Origin of the sequence: Lysinibacillus sp. NPDC097195 (assembly GCF_044762075.1) — a bacterium.
Taxonomy (GTDB): domain Bacteria; phylum Bacillota; class Bacilli; order Bacillales_A; family Planococcaceae; genus Lysinibacillus.
On the sequence record NZ_JBIWDP010000003.1, the window covers coordinates 153272 to 176313 of the forward strand.

The window sequence follows — 23042 nt, forward strand, 5'->3', positions numbered from 1 at the left end:
CGACAGTTACATAAAATTCGTACCGACTAGTCGGTCGGTATTAAAGTTTAATAAAACCAGTATCGACTGCTGGCTTCATCTGTACCATAAATTGAGTTGCTTCTTCCATAGCTTGTTCTGTGACAATTGCACGTAATATCATATCTGTAAATACTTCTGTAATTTCCTCCATTGTCAATGGGCCTGTTTGTTTAAACCACATATATGTCCAGTTAATCATCCCCACAATGGCCATTGTGACAATGGTACAAGGCAATTCAGCACGAAAATCCTTGGTCTGCTGGCCTTCTTCAATTACCTTTTGTAATATTTCCCGATATTGATCACGCTTTTTATGAATAATTGCGCTATATTCTTCCGATAGCGAACGGCTTTCTTCATAGAACACTGTAATATGGGCTTGATACACATCAAATACTTGTGTTAGCGTTTGAAGCATTGCACATAAACGTGTAATGGGCGTATCGTATTTGTCATATGCTTCCTGTGATTGTTTAATCACGTAGGAAATAAAGACGTCATGCACTTCATACAACAATTCATCTTTCGATTTAAAATTATGATAAAATCCACCTTTTGATGCACCGATATATTCTACGATGCGGTCAACCGTTACATTATGATAGCCATCTTGCTGAAACAGTACTACAGAAGCATCTACAATTCTTTGTTTTAACGTTTTTTTTACCATAAGCATCTATCATCCTTCTTTATCACACTTACCCCTTTGCTTTCTATAATTAGAATTTACAGAATTGAACTAATTATAAAAATACTATGACACCCTTAATATAGCATTCTCAAAAAATGGTGTCTAGTTCCACACAAAAAGATTTTATGCACGAACGAGAATTTACATAACCACAAACAGAAAAGTGACAGGCACTCAAACAATTCTGAAAATTAAAAACAAAAAAACCATCCTCTTTTTTTAAATAAAAATCCACTAATACTCCGCATCTTACTGGGGGGTGCGAGAGTCATAGTGGATTTTAACGCTTGAAGTACCCATTAAAAGTGACAGGCACTCAAACAATTTGCTTATATCATTAAGTTTGCTGCACCTATTAATGCTGCGTTTTCAAATAATTCCGAGCGTCTAATTTCATATGTGTCGCGATAGGAAGGTAGCACATACTGGTGCGTTACTTCCTGAATTTTTTCCATAAATCGAGCGTTTGTTTTCATGACACCACCACCAAGAACAATGCAGTCTGGGTTAAATGTCTGAATAAAGTTCGCCAACACAATGCCAACATATGTAGCCGCTTGATCTATAATTTGTTGTGCAACGTCATCACCTGACGCATATGCAGCAAACACCATTTTTGTATCAAGCGGTCTTTTTTCTTGCTGCTCCATATCACTTAACATCGATGGGCGGTTTTTAATCGCTTCAACAGCATGTTTTTGAATAGATAAGCCTGACGCATATGCTTCTAAACAACCAAATTTCCCACAATTGCACAATGGCCCATTTGGATTTACTGTCACATGCCCTATTTCGCCAGCTAACATATTACTGCCGTTATACAGCTTACGCTCTAAAATAATGCCTCCGCCGATACCTGTACTAATCGTCATAAAAGCCATATTATGTGCATGACGACCAGCCCCAAAGTTAAATTCGCCCCATGTAGCTGCACTCGCATCATTCACAACAGTCACTTTTTTCTGTAGCTGAGCATATAACATTTTTTCCAGATGAATATTTCGCCAATTAAACGTAGACCAATATTCAATAATCCCTTTTTCTGTATTAACAATGCCTGGTACACCGACACCTATGCTTCTTATATCATAGCCTTCGCTAAGAGCATTAATCGCTTCTACTATTCTCTTCACTACTAGCTCTGGACCTTCGTGCCCTCTTGTGTCCATCCGCATTTCTTTAATAATTTTTCCATCTACACTTAATAAACCAACGGCAATTTTTGTGCCACCCATATCTACACCAACTAGATACTCTTTGTGCTGCATTTTATTCCCTCCAGTAATGACTATGTCTATGCACGGAATAACATAATGTCTCTAATATCTCTAATTTTATTTTCATCTATGAAATGGTCAAAGCTTGCCTGATGACGAACACCAGAACCAAAATGGCATTCAGACACATTAATCTGAGTGATAAAGGATGGAAGCGTAGTAGGTGTCAAACCAGAGCCCGGCATTATTTGTATATGGGAATGGCTAGCTTGTTGCACTAGTGCTTGAATTTCACTTACTGCATCAATTACTTTATTTTTTCCACCTGATGTTAAAACGCGAGATATTTCTTTATAAGACATCAACGTTTCTAGCGCCTTTGATTGGTCCTTTACATCATCAAATGCTCGATGAAATGTAATGTCCAACCCATCAGCCGCTGCTATTAATCGTTTTAAAGTAGGTTCATCTATATCGTGTTCTTCAGTAAGCGTACCAATCACGATGCCACTAGCACCTAACTGTTTGCAAATTTGTATATCTTTTAACATGATTTGAATATCATTTTCATCATAAAAGAATGAACGGCTATGAGGGCGAATCATGACATTTACAGGGATTGTTAGCTCACCACAAACACTTTCTATCATCGCATAGCTTGGTGTTAATCCGCCCTCAACAATTCCTGCGACCAATTCAATTCTGTCTGCTCCAGCTTTTTGTGCCGCTTTGGCATCTGTTAAAGAAATTGCAATCACTTCAATAACCATCACTCTTCATTCCCTTTTTCAAATTTACTATAGCTTTCAATAAAGTCTGCTAATAAACGAACGCCATACCCCGATGCACCGCGCACGTGGTAGCCTGTAGTTTTAGGGGATTGCACAGGTGCAGCCATATCAATATGTCCCCATTTAATGCCTTTAGGAACAAATTTTCTTAAAAATAGTGCAGCCGTAATAGAGCCCGCTAAATCGTCCGAACCAATATTGCAAATATCCGCATAGTCACTCGCTAAAGACTCTTCATATTGATCAATTAATGGCATCGGCCAAATAAAATCACCGTTCTGACTGCCAAGTTCCTTCATTAACGTAGTGATAGCGTCATCACCGAATACTCCAGCATATTTCAAGCCTAATGCGGCACCTATTGAACCTGTTAATGTGGCAATATCCACAATAACATCCGGCTTTAGACGCTCAGAATAATACAGCGCATCCGCTAAAATAAGCCTTCCTTCAGCATCGGTATTGCCAACTTGGACATGCAGACCATTACCAAAACAAATCACTTCACCTGGTAAAAATGCTTTGTCATTTACTAAGTTCTCAGAAATCGGCAACAGTGCCGTTACATTGACATCTAACTTCTTTGATGCGATTAAATCCATAGCACCAAATACCGCACCTGCGCCTCCCATATCCATGCGCATATCGCTAATATTGCGTCCTGTTTTAATGCTAACGCCGCCGCAATCATACGTCATGCCTTTGCCTATCAGCACAATATGTGGCTTACTAGCGTCCGTACAGTATGTAATCTCAGCTAAATAGGATGAATATTGGCTTCCACGCCCTACAGCAAGAAGTCCATTTAATTCAAGCTTGCGCAACTCATCTGTATTATAGATGTTGACTGTTAGCTCTTTTTCACCGAAGTGTTGACGAATCTTTTCAGTAAAGGAATTTGGATTAAGATCAATCGGGTCTGTATTACATAAATCTCTCGTTAGATTCGTACTTGTTGCACGTATCAGGCCAAGATTGACCGCTTCCTTTAAAGCATCTGTTTCTTCTAATAAGAAATAGATATGATGAGGTTGTACTTCTACTTTATCTTTGCGATATTTTTGGAACTGGTAAGCACCTAGTACCCAGCCCTCGACAAAGGCAGACACAGCTTCTTCTTGCTTAAGATTAACCGCTTCTAAAAAATCAAATGTTACTTGGATGTCCGTTTGTTCACAGCCTCTAGCAACTCTCGCTACTTCCCCTGCAGCTTCTCTTAAACTTTCATATGTCACCGTTGCACTGTCTCCCAAGCCAACAATTAAATAATCCTGTGCGCCTTGTGCTGTTTCCTGTCTGAACCAATGACATTTATGTTTGTCATTCATCCATTTTGGGATTTGGAGGGATTGCTGAGCACAAGATTGCAATACAGGATTTACTAAAACGAGCTCATTATTTTGTTGTCCAAAATGAAATTCCATCTGTCATCACATCTTTCATTTTTTCTATTACCCAGGGCGTTTTTAAAAATTGCATCCCCTAGGTCATTATTTTAATTCAACCAAAGTTTGAACATTCACACAATAGTGAAAGGGGAAATATCTAAGTTGAATGTCTTAGAATATTTCCCTCTTACGCATGTTTTCATAAAGTTAATCGATTTGTAACATTACATGTCCTTCCATTTTATCGACAGTAAAGTTAATATATTGCCCATCGGTATTGAAGTGTACCTCTGTTAACTGTGGAAGTATTTTTACAGATTTCACCTTAGTATCACCGACAAACATTTTAAACTCCGTATGATAGAGTGGAATAATGTCTTCGATTGTATAGATATCTTCTGAACGCTTCTCCGTAATATAATGGAGTGCATGTAAAATCTGTGCCCCTGTTGCTTTATCTTCATTTAATGCTGTGAGTAATGTCGACGGACCATTATGCGCAACCAGCTTATTATCTAATAAATTATCAATCGCATCTTTCATCATCCATTTACACCAAGCTGGAGCATTTTTTCGATATAGTTTAAAAATAGGATGTGAGAAATAAATAATATTGTGGTTTTTCGTCACTGCAGCTTGCCCATAGACCTGAGATGATGGGGCATGTTGATGCGAGCAAAATGTCGTACCTTCTCTATTGAAATACGGTTGTACTGTCTGCATCAGTACCTCTGACTGTACTGGTTTTATTTCCAGTCCTTTTAAATACATCACATACTCTTCTTTATGCAACTTTTTGCCAATTACATCATTCGGTAAGACGAAATCTCGGTCATATTTTGATTCGCCAACGTAGACATTTCCGTATAAATCTACTTCATTACTATCTTTATTAACGAGGGATTCATATGTACCGATAACTTTTCCGCCATTGTTAGCATACGTTTGAAGCTTTTGCTGTAATGCAGGAGCGTAGTTAATAACATCCGGCAAAATAATGCATTTATATTCATTAAAATCAACTTGACTGTCGATAATATTAAATTGATATGACAACTCTTGTAGCATTCTAACAGCACCAATTAATGCAGGATGAATCCCTAAATTATGATCCCCTGGTGTATAAAACTCTTCCGGCGTTAATACCCCAATTTCTGCAACTGGTTTAGTATTGATACAGTACTTCTCTACTTCCTTCACTCTGCCATAAACGCCACCGATTAATTCATAAGCAGCCTTCGATAATTTGCCATTTGGATGCAGTTGGTCTCCAATTGAACAACCTGCACCTAAAGCAAGCATATTGAAGCACTCAAACTCTAATGCCGCTTTATTTTTTAAAGAGTGGAAATCACCCCAATAAGTATGGAACTTACCTGTCATACCAATGATATCCTTACCTAAAGTGCGTGAATATCGCATTGTTGCAGGGAAATGATCATACCCCCAACCACCACTTGGTAAAGACTCTAGCTCTAAATGTGTATAATTATTTAAGCTGCTTTTATTCCCTGGGCCAATGTGAGAGCTATTATAAAATATACCTGCATGTGGCACTCTCGTGCTAAGAAATTCAGTAATCTCTTCTTTGAATTCTTCCAGCATCAGCGTAGAATAATAGATTCGATCGACTCTATTTTTTGTGTTTAACCCTTTACGTTCCATTTGTTCATAACAATTTTTACAATTACAATCTACTTTAAATAAAATATCTAAAAAGAAGCCGTCAATATTTTCAACTTTCACTGTATCGATGATATCTTGTAAATGGTCTTTAAAATATTGTCTATAGCCACTATTTAAACAAATCGTATAGTAGAAATGTGGCTCTGGAACACCTTGACTATTAATAAAATCGCCATTTTCATCGATTGATAACCACTCTGGGTGATGTTTACTAATATAACCATCCCATTGAACAGTTGTATAAATCGGCACTTTAATATCATTTTTGTGGCACACTTCAATTTGCTCTAATAACAAATTTTTATTTTCAAGATGTGGATGAATCAAGTCCGGACGATTTTGCGAAGGATAATATAACCAGCCATGATGGCATCTAGCAAAGCACGTAATTGAGTTTACATTTGCTTCTTTTAATGTTGCAACAAACTCCTCCGCTACAAAATCCTTTCCGACGTTAGGGATGTCTTCACTCGTATGAAAATCCAAATGTACCTGTCTATAACGCAATTCGCTCAAATTCATAACCCCCATTTATATTCACTATAGCTCTTTTCTTCACTACTCTTTGACCGAACCTGCCGCTAAACCACTTTCAATTTTTTCTTGGAATAGAAGATAGACAACTAAAGGAACTAATATCGTAATGACGATTGCTGCCATTAATGGCCCATATTCAGATCCTCTTTCACCACTAAAGTTTAATAGACCTAGTGCGATTGGTTTTAATCGATCATCATTAATAAATAATAGTGGGAATAGAATGTTATTCCATGCGCCTAAAAAATTAAAAATCGATACAGTTGATATGGCTGGCACAGACATCGGCAAGATGACTCTAAAATAGATTTGGAAATAACTTGCTCCATCCATTAATGCCGCTTCTTCCAAAGAGGCGTTTATGCCTTTCATAAAGCGTGTTAACACTAAAATACTAAAAGATAAAGAAAACGCCACATACAGTAAAACTAATGCGACAAGGTTGTTTTTCAATTCTAGTGCACCAATAATATAAGAAACTGGGACAAGCACTGTATGCATCGGTATCATCATACCTAGCAGGAAAAACAAGGCTAAAAATTTATTTACTTTAAAGTTAAATCTTGATAAGGTAAAGGACGCCATTGAAGAGACAATCGCTAGGATAATAACGGTTGCCATCGAAATAAGTACACTATTTAAGAAATATCTACTCATATTCGCTTCACGCCAAGCAATTACGTAGTTTTCAAAACGAAAAACCTCAGGCAAACTAAAGGGTGAACTGAAAATTTCCTTATTTCCTTTAAGAGAAGAAACTAATGTAAATAACATCGGTTCAATAAACAATAAAGCCATCGCTATGACAAAAACGTATAATATTATTTTCTTTTTCATTGGTTCTTCTCCTTCCTGTTCATGATCGATTCACTGCCGATAGTTAGTACGAGCGCAATAACAAAAATAATGACCCCTAACGCACTACCAACGCCATAATTATTGTATCGGAATGCTTCATAATACATTAGCGTCGTCGGCAAATTGGTTAAGCCATTCGGGCCGCCCTCCGTCATAACAAAAATTAAATCAAATACTTTTACCGTTCCAATAATATCCATTAAAATACATAAAGTAATAATTGGCTTTAGCATAGGTACTGTTATATGGAAGAACTTCTGTACAGCTGAAGCTCCATCCATCTCTGCCGCTTCATATACTTCTTCTGGTATCGTTGTTAATCCCGCTAATAGGATGACCATGTAATATCCAACGCCTGCCCAAATGTTTACAAAGATAATGGCACCCATCGCAGTAGATGAATCAATTAACCAACCTTTAGCTAAATCCGCTAGCCCAATAAATTCTAATAAGCTATTTAAGGAGCCATTCGGCATAAAGATAAAGTACCAAAGTAAACCGATTGCAGTTAAAGGGAAAATAGTTGGTACAAAATAAATTACTTTAAAGAAACGATGTCCTCTAAATTTTGTGTTTATGGCAACTGCTAATAATAAAGCGATTGGTGTATGGAATAAAACACTAAAAAATACCATCCCAAACATATTCTTTAACGAAATAAGAAAGTCTTTATCCTTAAATACATTTAGATAGTTTTCTAAACCAACAAATTGTAAAGGTGCCCCTTTAATGCCATTCCAGTTGACAACGGAAAAGTATAGGGCACCTATCATAGGTACAATAAGGAATAGAATATAGATTACTAAAGCCGGTACAGAAAATAGAAAAATTTTCGCCTTATCCTTATTAGTTTTTACATTCATCTATTCCCCTCCATTTCTTAATTTTTTTACCATATGGCCAACATATATGAACATTTCAAATTTAAACAAATCAGGTTATGCTACAGGCGAACGACTGCGCTGGAAGAATCAAACCATCGTCCTTGCCATGCTCAGTCCATAGCCTGGACTTGCTATCCTACTGGAGCCGCCACCTGTTACTCAACCTATTTGTTTACTTATTTTGATTTATCAATTTCACTTTGAATTTCTTTTGCTGCATCTTTAGCTTTACCACCAATTAAGATACTCACAATAGAGTTTCTTGTTCTATCTTGCATAGATGGTAGTGGATCAAAGTCAAACACATCTACTGCAATACCAGTTGATGTAGAACCTAATTCAATATTGTGTAAGAATAAATCAGAAACTTTTGATTCATCAATATCGATATCAGATCGTGGAATTAAAAACTGTGCTTCCTCTGCAAAACGTTTAGCTGCATCTGCTGAAGTCAGCATTTTTAGAAGCTCAATTGTATATTCTTTCTCTTTTCCTTCAAGTTTGCCATTGACCATATATGGACTGATGATTTGCATATCTTCATCTTTAAATTCTGGTTTTTCCTCAAAATATGGGAATTTAGCAAGTTTAATAGAATCAGCGTATTCTGTCTCACTTGTATTTGTAAATTTACCAATGTTCCAAGGACCTGTAATAATCATTGCTGCCTTACCTTCAAGGAAATCTGCTACAGCGATTTCATCGCTTATACCAGCAGCACTTTGACCAAATGCATCTAATTTATTTAATTCATCAACATACTCAAGTGTTTTTACAACATCCGGATCTGTCCATTTTAATTCTCTTGTACCTAATTTTTTAGCAGCTTCTGTACCCATCCATTTATAGAAAATTTGGTTGTGTAAATGTCCTGCCATATACGTTGCTTTTGCACCAAGTGCAATCGGTGTAACATCGATACCTTTTAACTTTTTAATTGCAGCTGTTAGATCACTCCATGTTTCTGGGAATTCACTTACACCAGCTTTTTTAAGTAATTCTTCATTATAGTAAACACCAATTAAGCCAGACTCCATCGGAATACCATAAGTCCCTTCATGACCTGGTACTTGATAATACTTTAATGCACCTTCTGTAAAATGCTCGCCCCACTCAGGATCTTCTTTTAAAATTGGATCCATATCCATCAGCAAGCCACTTTCAATATACTCATTTAAATTTGCAACACCTTGAACTCTAAAAATATTCGGTAAAGTACCAGATGCAAGATCTGTTTTCAGCTTATTGTTAAAAGCTGATTCATCACCTTGAGATTCATCCACAACGACAACGTCCGAATGCTTCGCTTCAAATTCTTTAATAATATCTTTGTAAATTTGCGCCTGTGTGCTTGTCCCAGCCATTCTTGTTAGCATTCTGATTTTTACCTTGCCATCTTCATTACCATTAGCATCATTCGAACCACCACAAGCTGTTAGAATAGTAGCTAATACAACCATCAAAACTACGAGCATCTTTTTCTTCATAAATTTCATCCCCTTTGTAACAAGTTATTTTTATTTTGTATTTGGTGTTAATGCAAATACCTCTCGGATTGCTCCTACTTCAAGGCCGCCATCACTTTTAATGATGCTTGGTCGAAGGGAGCGGATGTTAGCAATTGTTTCTTTATTTTCATAATTTATTTGCTCTAAAATAGACGCAATGACATTTGGCCAAACATCTTCAGAACCATCTAAAACTTTCAAAGCAAAGCCTAAACGTTCTTTTTTCAAGCCGAAGCAATAAACACCTTTTGCCCCGCCCTTAGCGACAATATTTCGATCTTGCAATAATGTAGAGCAAATAAAGTTTTCAGACGCTACCATATTGAATTCATTGTTCATAATCGTTGTCATGCGCTCTACCGCTTCTCTAAGCTCCGCATCGTCAATTAAGTCTGGGCATGCTAATTTCAAACTGGTAATCGCCATATTATGCAACGGTATAGCGAAAACTGGCACACCACAGCCATCTACTCCTACATGAATGTCAGAGAGCGGTGTTTCAGATAAATAAGATAGCGTTTTCAAAATAAGCTGTTGTAGAGGATGATCCACATTCCAATAGCCCTCTGTTGGAAAACCTAATTCACGGCATGTTGCAATAAAGCCCATATGTTTACCTGAGCAATTATGATAAAGCTTTCTTTTCTCCATATTTTTTCTTAACATCGCCTCTTTCGGCTCAGCATTTAAAGGATAAGAATACGGACAAAACAATGCATTTTCATCAATTGCAAACTTCTCTTTCATTGTTTCAAGCGCTTCAATATGATACGTTTCTCCACGATGTGAAGCAGTAAATAAAGCTGCCTCTCTGTCAGTTAAGCCATACTTTAAATCAATTTTAGATAAAAAAGCAGGTAATGCTTGAATTGGTTTGGCAGCAGAACGGTAATATGTATTATGTTGGATATTACCAACTTGATAGATAGCCTCTTTGCTGTCATTCACTCCACAAACAACACCAGAATGAACATTTTCCAGTAAGTTCGCTCGTGTTTCTTCTACTAAAACTTTAGAATTCATAATTCGCTTTCCCCCATTTTTAAGAATGACCATTTGCCGATACGCGAAAATACCGTTTATTTAATAACACCTTTTTTTAAAATAATATTGGCGTATTGCGCTTTTTCACTTGTTGCTACTACAGCAAAAGCTTTTTTTGTACGTTCGTAAAACTCAAAACGCTCTATCAATTCAAATGGGCCAGAACATTCGGTGTGACGTTGAACAATTTGTTCGTAGTCTTTCCAAATCGTTGGTTCCACTGGATCTCCTGGGACAACAGCCATTAATTGAATAGGATGTTCGACATACGTATCGATAGGGAAGAATGCTAATATTGCTTCCAGTAATGCCGGTATTGTATGTCCATCACAACGAATGAGCTGTTGGGCATGGCTGGCAGCCGGAAAATTGCCGTCTGCCAACACAATCTCATCTCCATGACCCATCTCCATTAGTACCTTCATTAAATCCGGTGAAATAATTGGAGGAATCCCTTTTAGCATCGTTATTCACACTCATTTCTTTAATCTTCTGCTACAAAGTAGTTTGTCAGAGAACCTAATTTCTCGATCTCTACAGTTACTTCATCTCCTGGTTGAATATACACTTGCTGTTCTTGAGGGTATCCGAATACTACGCCTTCAGGTGTACCTGTCAAAATAATATCGCCAGGCTCCAATGTCATATGTTGAGAAATATAACTAATAATTTCAGCACAATTGAAAATCATATCGGCCGTATTTGAATTTTGTCTTATCTCACCATTGACGTATGTTTTTAATGCTAAATTATTTGGTTCCGTAATCTCATCTGCCGTCACTAAGTACGGACCAATCGGACTGAACTTATCGCAAGTTTTTCCTAATAACCATTGATGCGTTCTCATTTGTAAATCACGGGCTGACAAATCATTCACAGTGCAATAACCAAAAACATAGTTTAACGCATCTTGTTCAGTGACATTTTTTGTCTTTTCACCGATAACAATCCCTAGTTCTACTTCATAATCGAGTTCCTTTGTAACATTTGGAATAGCAATCTCACTATTATGCCCTGTTAACGTATTATCAAATTTATTAAATAAAATAGGCACTTCTGGATACGGCGCATTCGTTTCATCCGCATGTTTGCGATAATTTAAACCAACACAAATAATTTTATGTGGTTTTGTCACACATGGTCCCCATGTGATTTGCTCGTCCTCTACAAACACAGCGCTTTGTTGCGCGTCCATAGCTTGAATAAACTGCTGAAGCTTTACTATTTGTTCTTTATTGCAAGTCATAAGAGATGTGTAATCTGGTAAATTATTAAGATTAGCATTTTTTTCAATAGATGCCGCAATATCAATAATGCCTTGCTCCGTTTGAACGCCTAATTGGTAGACGCCTTGTTTCTCAAATGTTAATAGTTTCATAGTCAATCCTCATATCATTTCGTCATATTAAGCATTTTTTCCAAAGACCACGCCACCATCAATATAAAGTGGCGATCCCATCATAAAACTCGAATCATCAGATGCTAAAAATAAAGCCGCTTTTGCTACATCCTCAGGTTTTCCTAATTCGCCACTAAGCTGTCTTGTTTTAATACTTTCAATAGCCTCTTGTGGATTGTCGTATGCATTCGCTAAATAATTTTCAACAAATGGCGTGAAAATAGTGCCTGGTAATAATGCATTGACACGAATATTGTACGGTGCATAATCTACTTGCATCGCCTTTGTTAAAGACAAAATAGCGCCTTTAGTTGCCGAGTATAATGCGCGTTGCTTTAAGCCCATTTCTGCCGCACACGACGACATATTAATGATGCATCCGCTCTTCTGTTCCATCATGTAAGGGACAATATATTTGCTAGGTAAGTAAACGCCCTTCACATTGACACTCATCACTTTATCCCATACGTCAGGCTCTACTTCATCTATTCGTCCAACATTACTAATGCCCACATTGTTAAAAAGGATATCAATTTTTTCGAATTGCTTTGTAATGTGGTCAACCATGTCTTTCACTGCTTGAGGAATCGTCACATCTGCATGATAAAATGTTGCGTTCCCTCCATGAAGTTGAATGTCCTTTACTGTACCTTCACCGTTTTCTTTGTGCACATCGTTGATGATTACGTGGGCGCCTTCCGCTGCAAAGAGCAGAGCTGTCGAGCGACCAATACCACTACCACCACCAGTAATAAGCGCTACCTTGCCTTGTAATCTCATAGCAACATTTCCCTTTCTTGTTCTAAATGGTCTTCGGGTTGTGCAGCTTTCACAGTAAGTCCCCCATCTACCATGAGTAAATGGCCATTAATTTGCATTGCGTCATCAGAAACTAAAAATACGACTGCGTCACCAATTTGCTTTTCCGTCCCCAATCTTTTCATTGGATTCGCTTGAATTTCTTTTTCTAAAATGCTTGGATCTTGAAGATATTCTTGGCACATATCTGTCGCCACTGTACTTGGTCCAACAGCATTGACGTTAATATTGTATTTGCCTAATTCAATCGCCAGCGCTTTAGTCAAATGACTAGCCGCTGCTTTTGATGAAATATAATGTGGAATAACCGGGCTTGTCACAAGTAAGCTAGCCGTAGATGTAATGTTAATAATTTTCCCGTAACGATTAGCAATCATTTTTTTCGCTACTCGCTGTGTCGTTAAGAAAATCGATTTAACATTCGTTTGATACGTTGTATCCCATGTCTCTTCTGTTAATTTCATAAATGATTCAAATGGCGCTATGCCAGCGTTGTTCACTAGGATTTCTACATCGCCTAGTGTTTTTTCAACTTCTTCAATCATTTGATCGACTTCTTGTTTAATACCAACATTCGCTTTGACAACCATTGCTCGAACATTAAAACGTTCCTCGATTTGTTGCTTTAATGCTTGTGCCTTTACGAGTGAGCTTTCTGATGTATAGTTAATGGCAACATGGGCTCCTTCTTCTGCTAATCTTTCGACGATAGCAGCCCCTATCCCCCTGCTTGCTCCTGTTACTAGAGCAACGCGGTTTTCAAGTTTTTTCATATGGATTCTCCCTACTTTGCTTTTTATAAACTAATGCCGATGCGACTAATACTGAATTCTTGATGCCCTAAAATCTCCGCTTTCGTTTGCTGACCTTGTGCGACATTAACAATCGACTGTAAAATGCGTTCACCAGATTCATCTAGCGACTCCTTGCCTTGTAATACAGGGCTAACATCTACATCGATATTGTCTGCCATTCTTGTACCAGTCATCTCGTTCCCTGTTATTTTAATAACCGGTATAATCGGATTGCCCGTTGGTGTTCCTCTACCTGTTGTAAAGCAAACAACATGTACACCCGCTGCTGCCATACCTGTAACACATTCAATATCATTACCTGGTGAATCCATGAAGTAGTAGCCAGTGCCAGGAATTTCTTCGGCGAAGTCTACAACGCCTTGCAGCATGGCCGTTCCAGCTTTACTGATACAACCTAAAGACTTTTCCTCAATCGTCGATAAGCCGCCTGCAATATTGCCTGGGCTTGGGTTTCCTCCGCGCATATCGACACCCATGCGTTCTACTTCAAGTTCAAATTGTTCAACACATTTATATAATTTTTGTTGGACATCTTCATTAATGGCCTTTGCCGCAACGAGATGCTCCGCACCAATAATTTCAGTTGTTTCTCCCATCACAATCGTGCCACCTGCGTTTAAAATGGCATCTGCAGCTCTACCAAGAGCGGGGTTACTACATAATCCTGATGTAGCATCTGAACCGCCACATTTGACACCTACAATAAGTTCGGAAAGTGGAATATCAATTAACGGCGTATCTTCTATTTTTTTTAGAAGTTCCTTTGCCAGTTCCACGCCTTTTTCTATCGTTTTAACAGAGCCACCCTCATTTTGAATATCAATCCACACAACGGGCTTACCTGTCTCTTCAATTTCTTGCTTAATGTCTTGCGCATTGATGACTTCACAACCAAGACTGACAATTAACACAGCCCCTACATTTGGATTTTTCCCCATACCGACTAATACTTGATGTGTTCTTTCTTTATCAGCACCTACTTGACTACATCCATGTTGGTGAGGGATTGCTACTGATCCTGGCACTTGTTGCTGAATTCTTGACGTCACCTGATTTGCACACACTACTGTTGGTAAAATTAAGAGATGATTGCGAATGCCCATTTTTCCGTTATCTCTTCGATAGCCTTTAATATATGTCATCTATTTACACCCCCGACCTTTTATCTCCACGCCCACGTATTCCTTCGATATTGTGAACATGTACATGTTCACCTGGATGAATGGTCGTTGTTGCTGCACCAATAACTTCTCCGTATTTCTTAACTTCCTCACCTTGATTAATAAGCGTAATTGCTACTTTATGTCCAAATTGAACATCTTGTAGTAAAGTTAATTCACACGTTTGATTGCCCTTTGTATAAACGATACTTTCGCCTTTTTTCATATCAGCTAATAACGTTGTAACATTATCTTTTTCATCCATTACGATGCAAGTTACCCCTTGTTGAAATGCCATTTCTGCCATGCCTTTGCCCTCCTTCTTACAATTTGTAAAAACGCTTTGCATTTTCTCCAAATATCATTTCTAAATCTTTGCCAAGTAATTTTGCTGGTAAGTTTTCCATCAGTATCATCAGTACGTCATTGTATGTACCCGATAAATTACAAACTGGCCAATCACTTCCAAACATCACCCGTTCCGTCCCAAAAACATTGACCACATGGGTAATAAACGGTTGGAACTCCTCTAATGTCCAATTTTGATGTGTGGCTTCTGTTACTAATCCTGAAAGCTTGCACATCGCATTTGGATACATCGCTATTTTTTCTATTGCTTCTTTCCAGCCATCTAACTGTTGCTCTGCAATATTTGGTTTAGCAATGTGGTTCACTACGACTCTTAGCTTTGGAAACAATTTTAGTAATTCTAGTATGTAAGGAATATGTCTTGGCTTTATTAACAGATCGAGTGGAACATCATGTTGGACAAGTAATTCCACGTTCTTTAAAACTTCTGGTCGTAAAATCCAATCATCTTCATGTAAATCTTGTAACATTGGTCGCACACCGACAAAACCTGGGTGTCTCAGTAACACTTCAAAATTTTGCTGGAAGTTCACTGAGCTAAAATCTAACCAGCCAACTACGCCCGCAATCCAGTCATACTTTTCAAATAAAGTTAATAAAAATAACGTTTCCTCTATCGTTGGTGCCGCTTGAACGACAATTGTTTTATCAATTTGATGTTCGTTTAAAATGGGATAAAGATCATTTGGCATAAAATCACGATAAAGTTCTAGTAAATCTTCTGTTAACCATTTATAATCATTTCTTGATAACTTCCAAAAATGTTGATGTGAATCAATAATCATATTCAACACCACCTTTGTTAACTTTTATGTTACCGGTAACGTAAAAATAACAAACATAAAAATACATGTCAATACTAATTTCTGAAAATAATCAAAATTCAAAACCTAGTTAAATAGGTGGTATTGAGAAGGATTTTTCATGCTTAGTAGAGTAGAATAGTGAAAAACTCTAGAGAAATAACAGCTTTTAGTAACGCCCATGCCTTTGCCATTAAATGCACATTTGACAAATTTGATTATTCAGTAAAGTTAGTGGTAATGTCGATTTTTGGACACTCATGCTATAATGACTTGTGAAAAATGTTCAATTCAAATCGGGGAGCAATAACGGGGAATGTCTTAATTATTTTATTTTTGGCTCATTTAAAGCGCTTTCCCTCTCGGAACTAAATATTGGAAAGTGTAATGTTATAAGAAGTACAATTATATTAGAACTAATTTTATAAAAATATTCCAACAACAAGACTAATCACGATGACTTTATTTTGAAAATAAAATGTATCTCCGTCCAACAGATGTTTTGTGCAGAAACGTTGTGCCAGCAGTAGGTAAAATACAAAAAAATTTACAATGTAAGGTAGGTACGATAGGTGACAACAATTTATGATATTGCCAAAAAAGCGAATGTTTCTCCTATGACTGTTTCAAGAGTCATTAACAATAAAGGGAATATAAGCGAGAAAACAAGAAAGAAAGTAGAAGCTGTCATTCAAGAATTAAACTATATCCCTAACTACGCCGCTAGAAGTTTAAATATTAAAAAAACTAAAATCCTGTCTTTGGTGATTCCTGATATTACAAACCCCTTCTTCACAAAGGTTGCCAGAGGAGCAGCAGATAAAGCCAATCAACTAGGCTATCAGCTGATGTTGTGCAATACGGATGAAGATCCAGAAAAAGAAAGTGGCTACATAGAGGCTCTTATTTCAAAAATGGTAGACGGTGTTATAATTGCGCCTACTGGTAATCAATCTAAAAAAAACTTAAAAAAGTTAGTAAAAAACAAAATCCCATTCACATTAATTGACAGGATGATAGATGATTTACCTTGCGATATGGTATTAGGGAATAATCATGAGGGAACGAGAGAGTTAGTACAACACTTAATTGATCGTGGGCATAAAAAGATTGCCATTATCCATGCTCCTTTAGACATTTCTACATCGAAAGAAAGATATCAAACATATGTAGAAACGTTGAAAGTTAATGATTTATCGTTTAATGAGAACTTAGTTATCCAAGCACATTATAAGCAAGAAGAAGAATGGGATACGATTAATGGTTTACTGTTATTACCGGAAGAAGAACGACCTACTGCTATTTTCGCCGCTAATAACTTTATCGCGATTAATGCTATTACAACACTGCGTAACAAAAATATCCGAGTGCCAGAAGATATTGCCGTTGTGTGCTTCGACGACTTAGAGCCCTATTCAAATTTCGATCCTTTCTTCACTGTAGCTTCACAGCCTGCCTATGACTTTGGCTATATGGGAACGCAATTAGTCATCGAAAGAGTGGAAGAAAACGGTCCTAGTGAATATCGAAAAATACATCTTCAACCAACGCTAATCGTTAGAAAATCTTCGAATGCATTTATTGAATAAGTAACAGCTAATAAAGAAAAAGTGTTAGATTGACCATCGTCATTCTAGCATTTTTTGCTTTGTCGTTGTTGGTCACTACAGCGGTCGTCCCGCTCAGCATAGTCAACTCCCCCTCTTATTAACTCAGATGTCATACCCTCGCTATCATCAACTAGTTGCCCCTGTATTTCACTAATACTTTTGTCACTTTTAACTATTACGTCGCGTCATAAACTACAAGCGAAGATGATTAGCTGCTAGTTGAACAATAGCTTACTATCTCTAAACTTCTTCTTTACCATAACAATAAAGCTCTATGATATAGTAAACACAAGGATTTACGAAAGGATGTTATGAATGGCTAAAAGTGTAGTAATCGCTGAAAAACCATCAGTAGCTCGCGATATTGCGCGTGTATTGAATTGTAATAAAAAAGGAAACGGTTATCTTGAAGGAGATAAATACATCGTTACATGGGCATTAGGTCATCTTGTAACGTTAGCAGACCCAGAAAGTTATGACGTCAAATACAAAACGTGGAATTTAGAAGATTTACCAATGTTACCTGAACGTTTAAAGCTAACAGTGATTAAACAAACAGGTAAACAATTTAATGCGGTAAAAAGCCAGCTAACGCGTGGAGATGTAGGAGAAATCATTGTGGCCACTGATGCTGGCCGTGAAGGTGAACTTGTAGCACGCTGGATAATTGATAAAGTGAAAATTAATAAGCCGATTAAACGATTATGGATTTCTTCTGTAACTGATAAAGCGATAAAAGATGGCTTTGCCAACTTAAAACCAGGTAAAGCTTATGATAATTTATATGCTTCTGCTGTTGCTCGTTCTGAGGCGGACTGGTATATCGGACTAAATGCTACGCGTGCTTTAACAACACGCTTTAATGCACAGCTCAACTGCGGTCGTGTGCAAACACCGACTGTAGCAATTATTGCAGCACGCGAAGATGAAATTAAACATTTTAAAGCACAAACCTATTACGGTATCGAAGCACAAACGACCGATCATTTAAAACTGACATGGCAGGATGTAAAAGGCAATAGCCGTAGTTTTGATAAAGATAAAATAGATGCTATCGTTAAAAAGCTAGGCAGAAACAACGCAACTGTCACTGATATTGAAAAGAAACCGAAGAAAACTTTCGCTCCTGGCTTATATGATTTAACAGAGTTACAACGGGATGCCAATAAAATTTTCGGTTATTCTGCAAAAGAAACGCTAAATATTATGCAAAAACTCTATGAACAGCACAAAGTATTAACGTATCCACGTACAGACTCACGCTATATTTCACAGGACATTGTTGCAACGATACCGGAACGTTTAAAAGCTTGTGGTATTGGCGAATATCGACCACTTGCCAATAAACTTTTAAATAAACCGATTAAAACGTCGAAGGCATTTGTCGATGATAGTAAAGTTTCTGATCACCATGCCATTATCCCAACGGAAGGCTATGTTAATTTCTCTGCTTTCTCTGATAAAGAACGGAAAATTTACGACCTTGTTGTGAAAAGATTTTTAGCAGTTCTTTTCCCTGCTTTTGAATATGAACAACTGACATTACGTGCAAAAATTATGAATGAAAGTTTTGTCGCACGCGGAAAAACAATCCTATCAGCTGGCTGGAAGGAAGTCTATGAAAATCGCTTTGACGATGAGGATACAGCAGATGATTTGCAAGAACAAATCCTTCCACGCATCGAAAAAGGTGATACACTTCACATTAAACTAATTGCGCAAACTTCTGGTCAAACGAAGCCACCAGCTCGCTTTAATGAGGCTACCTTATTATCAGCTATGGAAAATCCAACGAAATATATGGCGACAAACGATAAAAAATTAGCCGATACGTTAAAATCGACAGGCGGTTTAGGTACAGTTGCCACGCGCGCTGATATTATTGACAAACTCTTTAACTCATTTTTAATTGAAAAACGTGGTGCGAAAGATATTTACATCACATCAAAAGGTCGACAATTGCTTGATTTAGTGCCGGAAGAGTTAAAATCCCCTACCCTTACTGCTGAGTGGGAGCAAAAGCTCGAAGCCATTGCAAACGGTAAGCTGAAAAAAGATGTCTTTATTAGTGAAATGAAAAATTACACAAAAGAAATCGTTTCAGAAATTAAAGCAAGCAATAAAAAATATAAACATGACAATATTTCTACTAAATCTTGCCCTGACTGTGGAAAACCGATGCTTGAAGTGAACGGCAAAAAAGGCAAAATGCTCGTATGTCAGGACCGTGAATGTGGTCACCGCAAAAACGTAGCCCGTGTAACAAACGCCCGCTGCCCTCAATGTAAGAAAAAACTTGAGCTTCGAGGCGAAGGCGATGGCCAAATCTTTGTATGTAAATGTGGTCATCGTGAAAAATTATCTGCATTTGAAGCCCGCCGTAAAAAAGAAGGTGGAGGTAAAGTCGATAAACGCTCCGTGCAAAAATATTTAAAGCAACAAAATAACGAGGAACCCGTAAATAACGCCTTGGCTGAAGCATTAAAAGGATTAAAACTCGATTAGTTTAAAGAAAAGAAGCCAGGACATAAGCGTTAGCGAGGGTTGCGGCTTAAGGTGTGCCCGCGGAAAGCTCCGCCGTAGTGGACAACAACGGCATTGCAAAAAAGTGTTAGATTGATGGCCATCAATCTAACACTTTTCACTTTTGTCCCGCTATTTTTTTGCCCGCTTAAATCTTGAATTTTTTCTTTTTCATCTAGTAAAATATACATATAGTAGTAGCAGTTTTAGCTACTGCAACACAATTCACCGTTTCCATCCCTCATGTTTTTTCAAACCTTTACAAAAAAATATTTTTAAAATTGCATACTCTAATTCCTTTAACATATATTGAATTGTCGCAATATTCACTAAATTACAAAGGAGGAGAAGAAAATGCAAGCTCAAGACTTTAGACCACGTAATGTGATTATTATTACAGTTATTGTTGTGCTATCGCTAATCATTGGTCATGCGATCTATGTAGATTATATTGAGGTTTCTTCAAATGCACAGGAATTTAGTGGTTTTATTAGTGACGGCAATACCTAGTGAAACTAATGAAAGTACATGAAGTGCAGCTTGTGGCAATCGTCAATATTATGTAAAAGGAATTACTGCCGTCACGGCTATCTCATAGAATAACTCGAATTAAAAAAGAAGAATCTGCTCCCGCCCTTTTCCATGCGGCCTACAGCGGATTCTTTTTGTCATGCATAATGAATGGTAGGGTTCATGTTGCTTTTTTCGGGATTGTCTCCTCATTTTGCGGAATTTTCTGCTCGCTCCGCGGGATTATTCCCTCTTTCCGCGGAATTACCGCTCCCTTTCGCGGAATTATGGCTCTGTTCCGCGGGATTATCCCCTCTTTCCGCGGAATTGACGCGTTGTTCCGCGAATCCTCACATCACTCCGCAGGTTTATCGCTTCGCTCCGCGGAATTTTCTGCTCGCTCCGCGGGATTATTCCCTCTTTCCGTGGAATTACCGCTCCCTTTCGCGGAATCCACCTCAATCCGCGGAATCTCCCTCCCTCCCACACGTAGTCCACTCCCATTATTTAGTCAACTGCTTCTTAAGATATTGTTGATGGTCTCGAATGCACGCATCATTTGGTTTATAGTGCAATGCTTTTGCATTGTGCTCATAGGCATTTTCGTAAAGCCGTAAGCGATCGTATAACATGCTTAATTGTAAATGCGGTATCCACGTCGAGTATGCTCGCTTATAAACGCCCATCGTGCAAGGAGATACTTGTAATGCTTGGGAATACCAATAAATCGCTTCTTTATTTTTCGATTGCTCCATGAAGTAATGGCCGATTCGACAGCATGTTTCTGGTTTAGGTTGATCATACAATAACGATTGAAAAACTGCCTGTGTCGCTTGCTTGGTATCTTTCAATTGCTCATAACAATCAGCTAAATGGAGGCAAGCTTCAATAGAATCATCAGCAGTACCTAATGCTGTATCCAAAAATGTATGGTAATTGTTAATGGCTTCGACAAAACGTTGATGTTCTTTTAATTCATTAGCATAGTGAAAGAAATCTCTAGCGGCAAATGTATGCCCCTCTGCTTTTAAACGTTCATAAATGCCAATATTGCGCGCTTTGTCTTGCTTAATTGGTAAGTGGACAACGGCTATATCACTATGACACATTGGGCCCGTTACATCCAAGTACTCATGTACTGCTCCTTGCCACTGAAAATTTCGTGACCGCTTTACTAAACGGCATCTTCGTTCACTAGATGCAACAGTGCCATCCGTTTCTAACATCACATAGTAATCCATGGAAACCGCATCGATATTCGGATAAAGATATTGCTTTAGTTCCATCAGTTTGTGCTGATGTTCTGTTGTAAGTACATCGTCAGCATCCAGCCATAAAATATAATCCTTTGTCGCTTGTTGGAATGAAAAATTCCGCGCCTGTGCAAAATGGTCGCACCATGGAAAGTCAAAAATTCGAGATGTATACTGCTTGGCAATATCCTTTGTACGATCGCTTGAACCTGTATCGATAATATTAATTTCATCGACTAAATGCTGGACACAATCCAAGCATCGTTCGAGCACGCTTTCTTCATTTTTCACAATCATACATAGACTAATCGTTATCATCGGGTCCCTCCTTTATGTATGTAATATATGCACGCCGTTGTTTCAATGCAAAAAAACGAACGGTATATTGCGATACCGTTCGTTCTGTTATTTATAAATATTGTTCGCGCCATTGCAGCTGCTCTTTTTCTGTTAGTTGCTGTTCCAACTTTTCATCCCATTGGTTTAACAATGTATTCCATACACGGACGTAGACAATATTTTTTTCCTTATCATACAGTATGAATTGTAAACACGGGATATCATTAATCTGTTGCGCTTCTGCCGTCACTATGGTTTCTACTATTTTTTGTGCGCTAGTTGCTTCTTCTTCCTGCTGCAATGCCGCAAGCAGCATAGCCTCATCGAATTGTTCTTGCTGCTCAGCCTCTTTATCGACATAGCGATAAGGCTCAGGCAACTCATCAAACTCCTCTATATCTTCTTCTCCTGCAGGAAGAATAGCTTGGTGGCATGGACTAAATAACAACGTAGCCGTTTCAACCTCTAGCTCCTCCTCAAAAATACCACGTGCTAATTGTTGTTCTCCTTTAGGTGTTAACCTATAGAAGCCGTCTGTTTGTTCAATAAGACGTACGCGAGACATTAACGATACTAAATCCCCAATAAACAGTGGATCTACTAGTAATAGCTCACTTAATTCTTCTACATTTTGAAAATTCGCTTCTTGCATGCTAATTAATAGCATTTGCATTAAAACATCCATCGTTGAGCGCCGAATCGGCTCATACGTCACTTCGATTGTGCGAATTGGAATACACCAATGTGCTGATTTTACTATTTTGACATGCCGATTTTGCTGTAACTCTCTCGTTAACCGTTGCTGTAATTTCAACAC

General features: G+C 37.8%; 21 protein-coding genes. 3 read left to right on the top strand and 18 right to left on the bottom strand.

The window, feature by feature from the left end; all coding sequences use genetic code 11:
* Positions 1-40: 40 nt before the first annotated feature.
* The 16 genes from ACIQXI_RS16020 to ACIQXI_RS16095 form a co-directional block, all read right to left on the bottom strand.
* Positions 41-691, bottom strand: coding sequence for a TetR/AcrR family transcriptional regulator (locus tag ACIQXI_RS16020; RefSeq protein ID WP_402927262.1), 651 nt, complete (start codon positions 689-691; stop codon positions 41-43).
* 350 nt (positions 692-1041) lie between these two features.
* Positions 1042-1980, bottom strand: a complete 939-nt coding sequence (locus ACIQXI_RS16025) for an ROK family protein (protein ID WP_402926840.1) — start codon at positions 1978-1980, stop codon at positions 1042-1044.
* Between the two features lie 26 nt (positions 1981-2006).
* The gene (locus tag ACIQXI_RS16030) at positions 2007-2699 is read right to left on the bottom strand and encodes a copper homeostasis protein CutC (RefSeq protein ID WP_402927263.1); all 693 of its coding nucleotides are present in this window, start codon (positions 2697-2699) and stop codon (positions 2007-2009) included.
* Positions 2699-4144, bottom strand: coding sequence for a leucyl aminopeptidase family protein (locus ACIQXI_RS16035; protein ID WP_402926843.1), 1446 nt, complete (start codon positions 4142-4144; stop codon positions 2699-2701). The genes ACIQXI_RS16030 and ACIQXI_RS16035 overlap by 1 nt, the downstream gene beginning before the upstream one ends.
* Positions 4145-4315: 171 nt before the next feature.
* Positions 4316-6310, bottom strand: a complete 1995-nt coding sequence (locus ACIQXI_RS16040; protein ID WP_402926846.1) for an alpha-amylase family protein — start codon at positions 6308-6310, stop codon at positions 4316-4318.
* Between the two features lie 42 nt (positions 6311-6352).
* On the bottom strand, positions 6353-7168 hold the full coding sequence (locus ACIQXI_RS16045; RefSeq protein ID WP_402926849.1) for a carbohydrate ABC transporter permease: 816 nt from the start codon (positions 7166-7168) through the stop codon (positions 6353-6355).
* Positions 7165-8052: a carbohydrate ABC transporter permease gene (locus tag ACIQXI_RS16050; protein ID WP_402926852.1), complete on the bottom strand. Its 888-nt coding sequence runs from the start codon at positions 8050-8052 to the stop codon at positions 7165-7167. Before ACIQXI_RS16050 ends, ACIQXI_RS16045 begins: the two co-directional genes overlap by 4 nt.
* A 197-nt stretch (positions 8053-8249) precedes the next feature.
* Positions 8250-9560 carry an ABC transporter substrate-binding protein gene (locus tag ACIQXI_RS16055; protein ID WP_402926855.1) on the bottom strand — a complete coding sequence of 437 codons (1311 nt, stop codon included), beginning with the start codon at positions 9558-9560 and terminating at the stop codon, positions 8250-8252.
* Positions 9561-9590: 30 nt separating this feature from the next.
* Entirely contained in the window at positions 9591-10604 is a 1014-nt protein-coding gene (locus ACIQXI_RS16060; protein WP_402926857.1) for an asparaginase, read from the bottom strand.
* A gap of 56 nt (positions 10605-10660) precedes the next feature.
* Positions 10661-11089 (bottom strand): L-fucose mutarotase, encoded by a 429-nt coding sequence (fucU, locus tag ACIQXI_RS16065; protein ID WP_402926859.1) that lies wholly within the window; start codon positions 11087-11089, stop codon positions 10661-10663.
* A 20-nt stretch (positions 11090-11109) separates the two neighbouring features.
* Positions 11110-12003 carry a fumarylacetoacetate hydrolase family protein gene (locus ACIQXI_RS16070; RefSeq protein ID WP_402926861.1) on the bottom strand — a complete coding sequence of 298 codons (894 nt, stop codon included), beginning with the start codon at positions 12001-12003 and terminating at the stop codon, positions 11110-11112.
* 27 nt (positions 12004-12030) lie between these two features.
* Positions 12031-12804, bottom strand: coding sequence for an SDR family NAD(P)-dependent oxidoreductase (locus ACIQXI_RS16075; RefSeq protein ID WP_402926864.1), 774 nt, complete (start codon positions 12802-12804; stop codon positions 12031-12033).
* On the bottom strand, positions 12801-13616 hold the full coding sequence (locus tag ACIQXI_RS16080) for an SDR family NAD(P)-dependent oxidoreductase (protein WP_402926866.1): 816 nt from the start codon (positions 13614-13616) through the stop codon (positions 12801-12803). The genes ACIQXI_RS16075 and ACIQXI_RS16080 overlap by 4 nt, the downstream gene beginning before the upstream one ends.
* Positions 13617-13639: 23 nt before the next feature.
* Positions 13640-14800: a UxaA family hydrolase gene (locus ACIQXI_RS16085; protein ID WP_402926869.1), complete on the bottom strand. Its 1161-nt coding sequence runs from the start codon at positions 14798-14800 to the stop codon at positions 13640-13642.
* A gap of 4 nt (positions 14801-14804) precedes the next feature.
* Positions 14805-15125 carry a UxaA family hydrolase gene (locus ACIQXI_RS16090; protein ID WP_402926871.1) on the bottom strand — a complete coding sequence of 107 codons (321 nt, stop codon included), beginning with the start codon at positions 15123-15125 and terminating at the stop codon, positions 14805-14807.
* Between the two features lie 16 nt (positions 15126-15141).
* Complete coding sequence (locus ACIQXI_RS16095) at positions 15142-15972, bottom strand: amidohydrolase family protein (RefSeq protein ID WP_402926873.1); 831 nt, start codon at positions 15970-15972, stop codon at positions 15142-15144.
* Positions 15973-16562: 590 nt separating this feature from the next.
* Here ACIQXI_RS16095 and ACIQXI_RS16100 point away from each other — a divergent pair.
* The 3 genes from ACIQXI_RS16100 to ACIQXI_RS16110 all read left to right on the top strand — a co-directional run bounded on the left by ACIQXI_RS16100 (position 16563) and on the right by ACIQXI_RS16110 (position 20633).
* On the top strand, positions 16563-17579 hold the full coding sequence (locus ACIQXI_RS16100; RefSeq protein ID WP_402926876.1) for a LacI family DNA-binding transcriptional regulator: 1017 nt from the start codon (positions 16563-16565) through the stop codon (positions 17577-17579).
* A gap of 336 nt (positions 17580-17915) precedes the next feature.
* A complete protein-coding gene (locus ACIQXI_RS16105; protein ID WP_402926878.1) occupies positions 17916-20105 on the top strand; it encodes a DNA topoisomerase III in 2190 nt (729 codons plus the stop codon).
* 372 nt (positions 20106-20477) lie between these two features.
* On the top strand, positions 20478-20633 hold the full coding sequence (locus tag ACIQXI_RS16110) for a hypothetical protein (RefSeq protein WP_402926880.1): 156 nt from the start codon (positions 20478-20480) through the stop codon (positions 20631-20633).
* Between the two features lie 503 nt (positions 20634-21136).
* Here the strand turns inward: ACIQXI_RS16110 and ACIQXI_RS16115 are convergent.
* Both ACIQXI_RS16115 and ACIQXI_RS16120 read right to left on the bottom strand, forming a co-directional pair.
* Positions 21137-22204, bottom strand: a complete 1068-nt coding sequence (locus tag ACIQXI_RS16115; protein WP_402926883.1) for a tetratricopeptide repeat-containing glycosyltransferase family 2 protein — start codon at positions 22202-22204, stop codon at positions 21137-21139.
* Between the two features lie 91 nt (positions 22205-22295).
* Entirely contained in the window at positions 22296-23042 is a 747-nt protein-coding gene (locus tag ACIQXI_RS16120) for a hypothetical protein (protein ID WP_402926886.1), read from the bottom strand.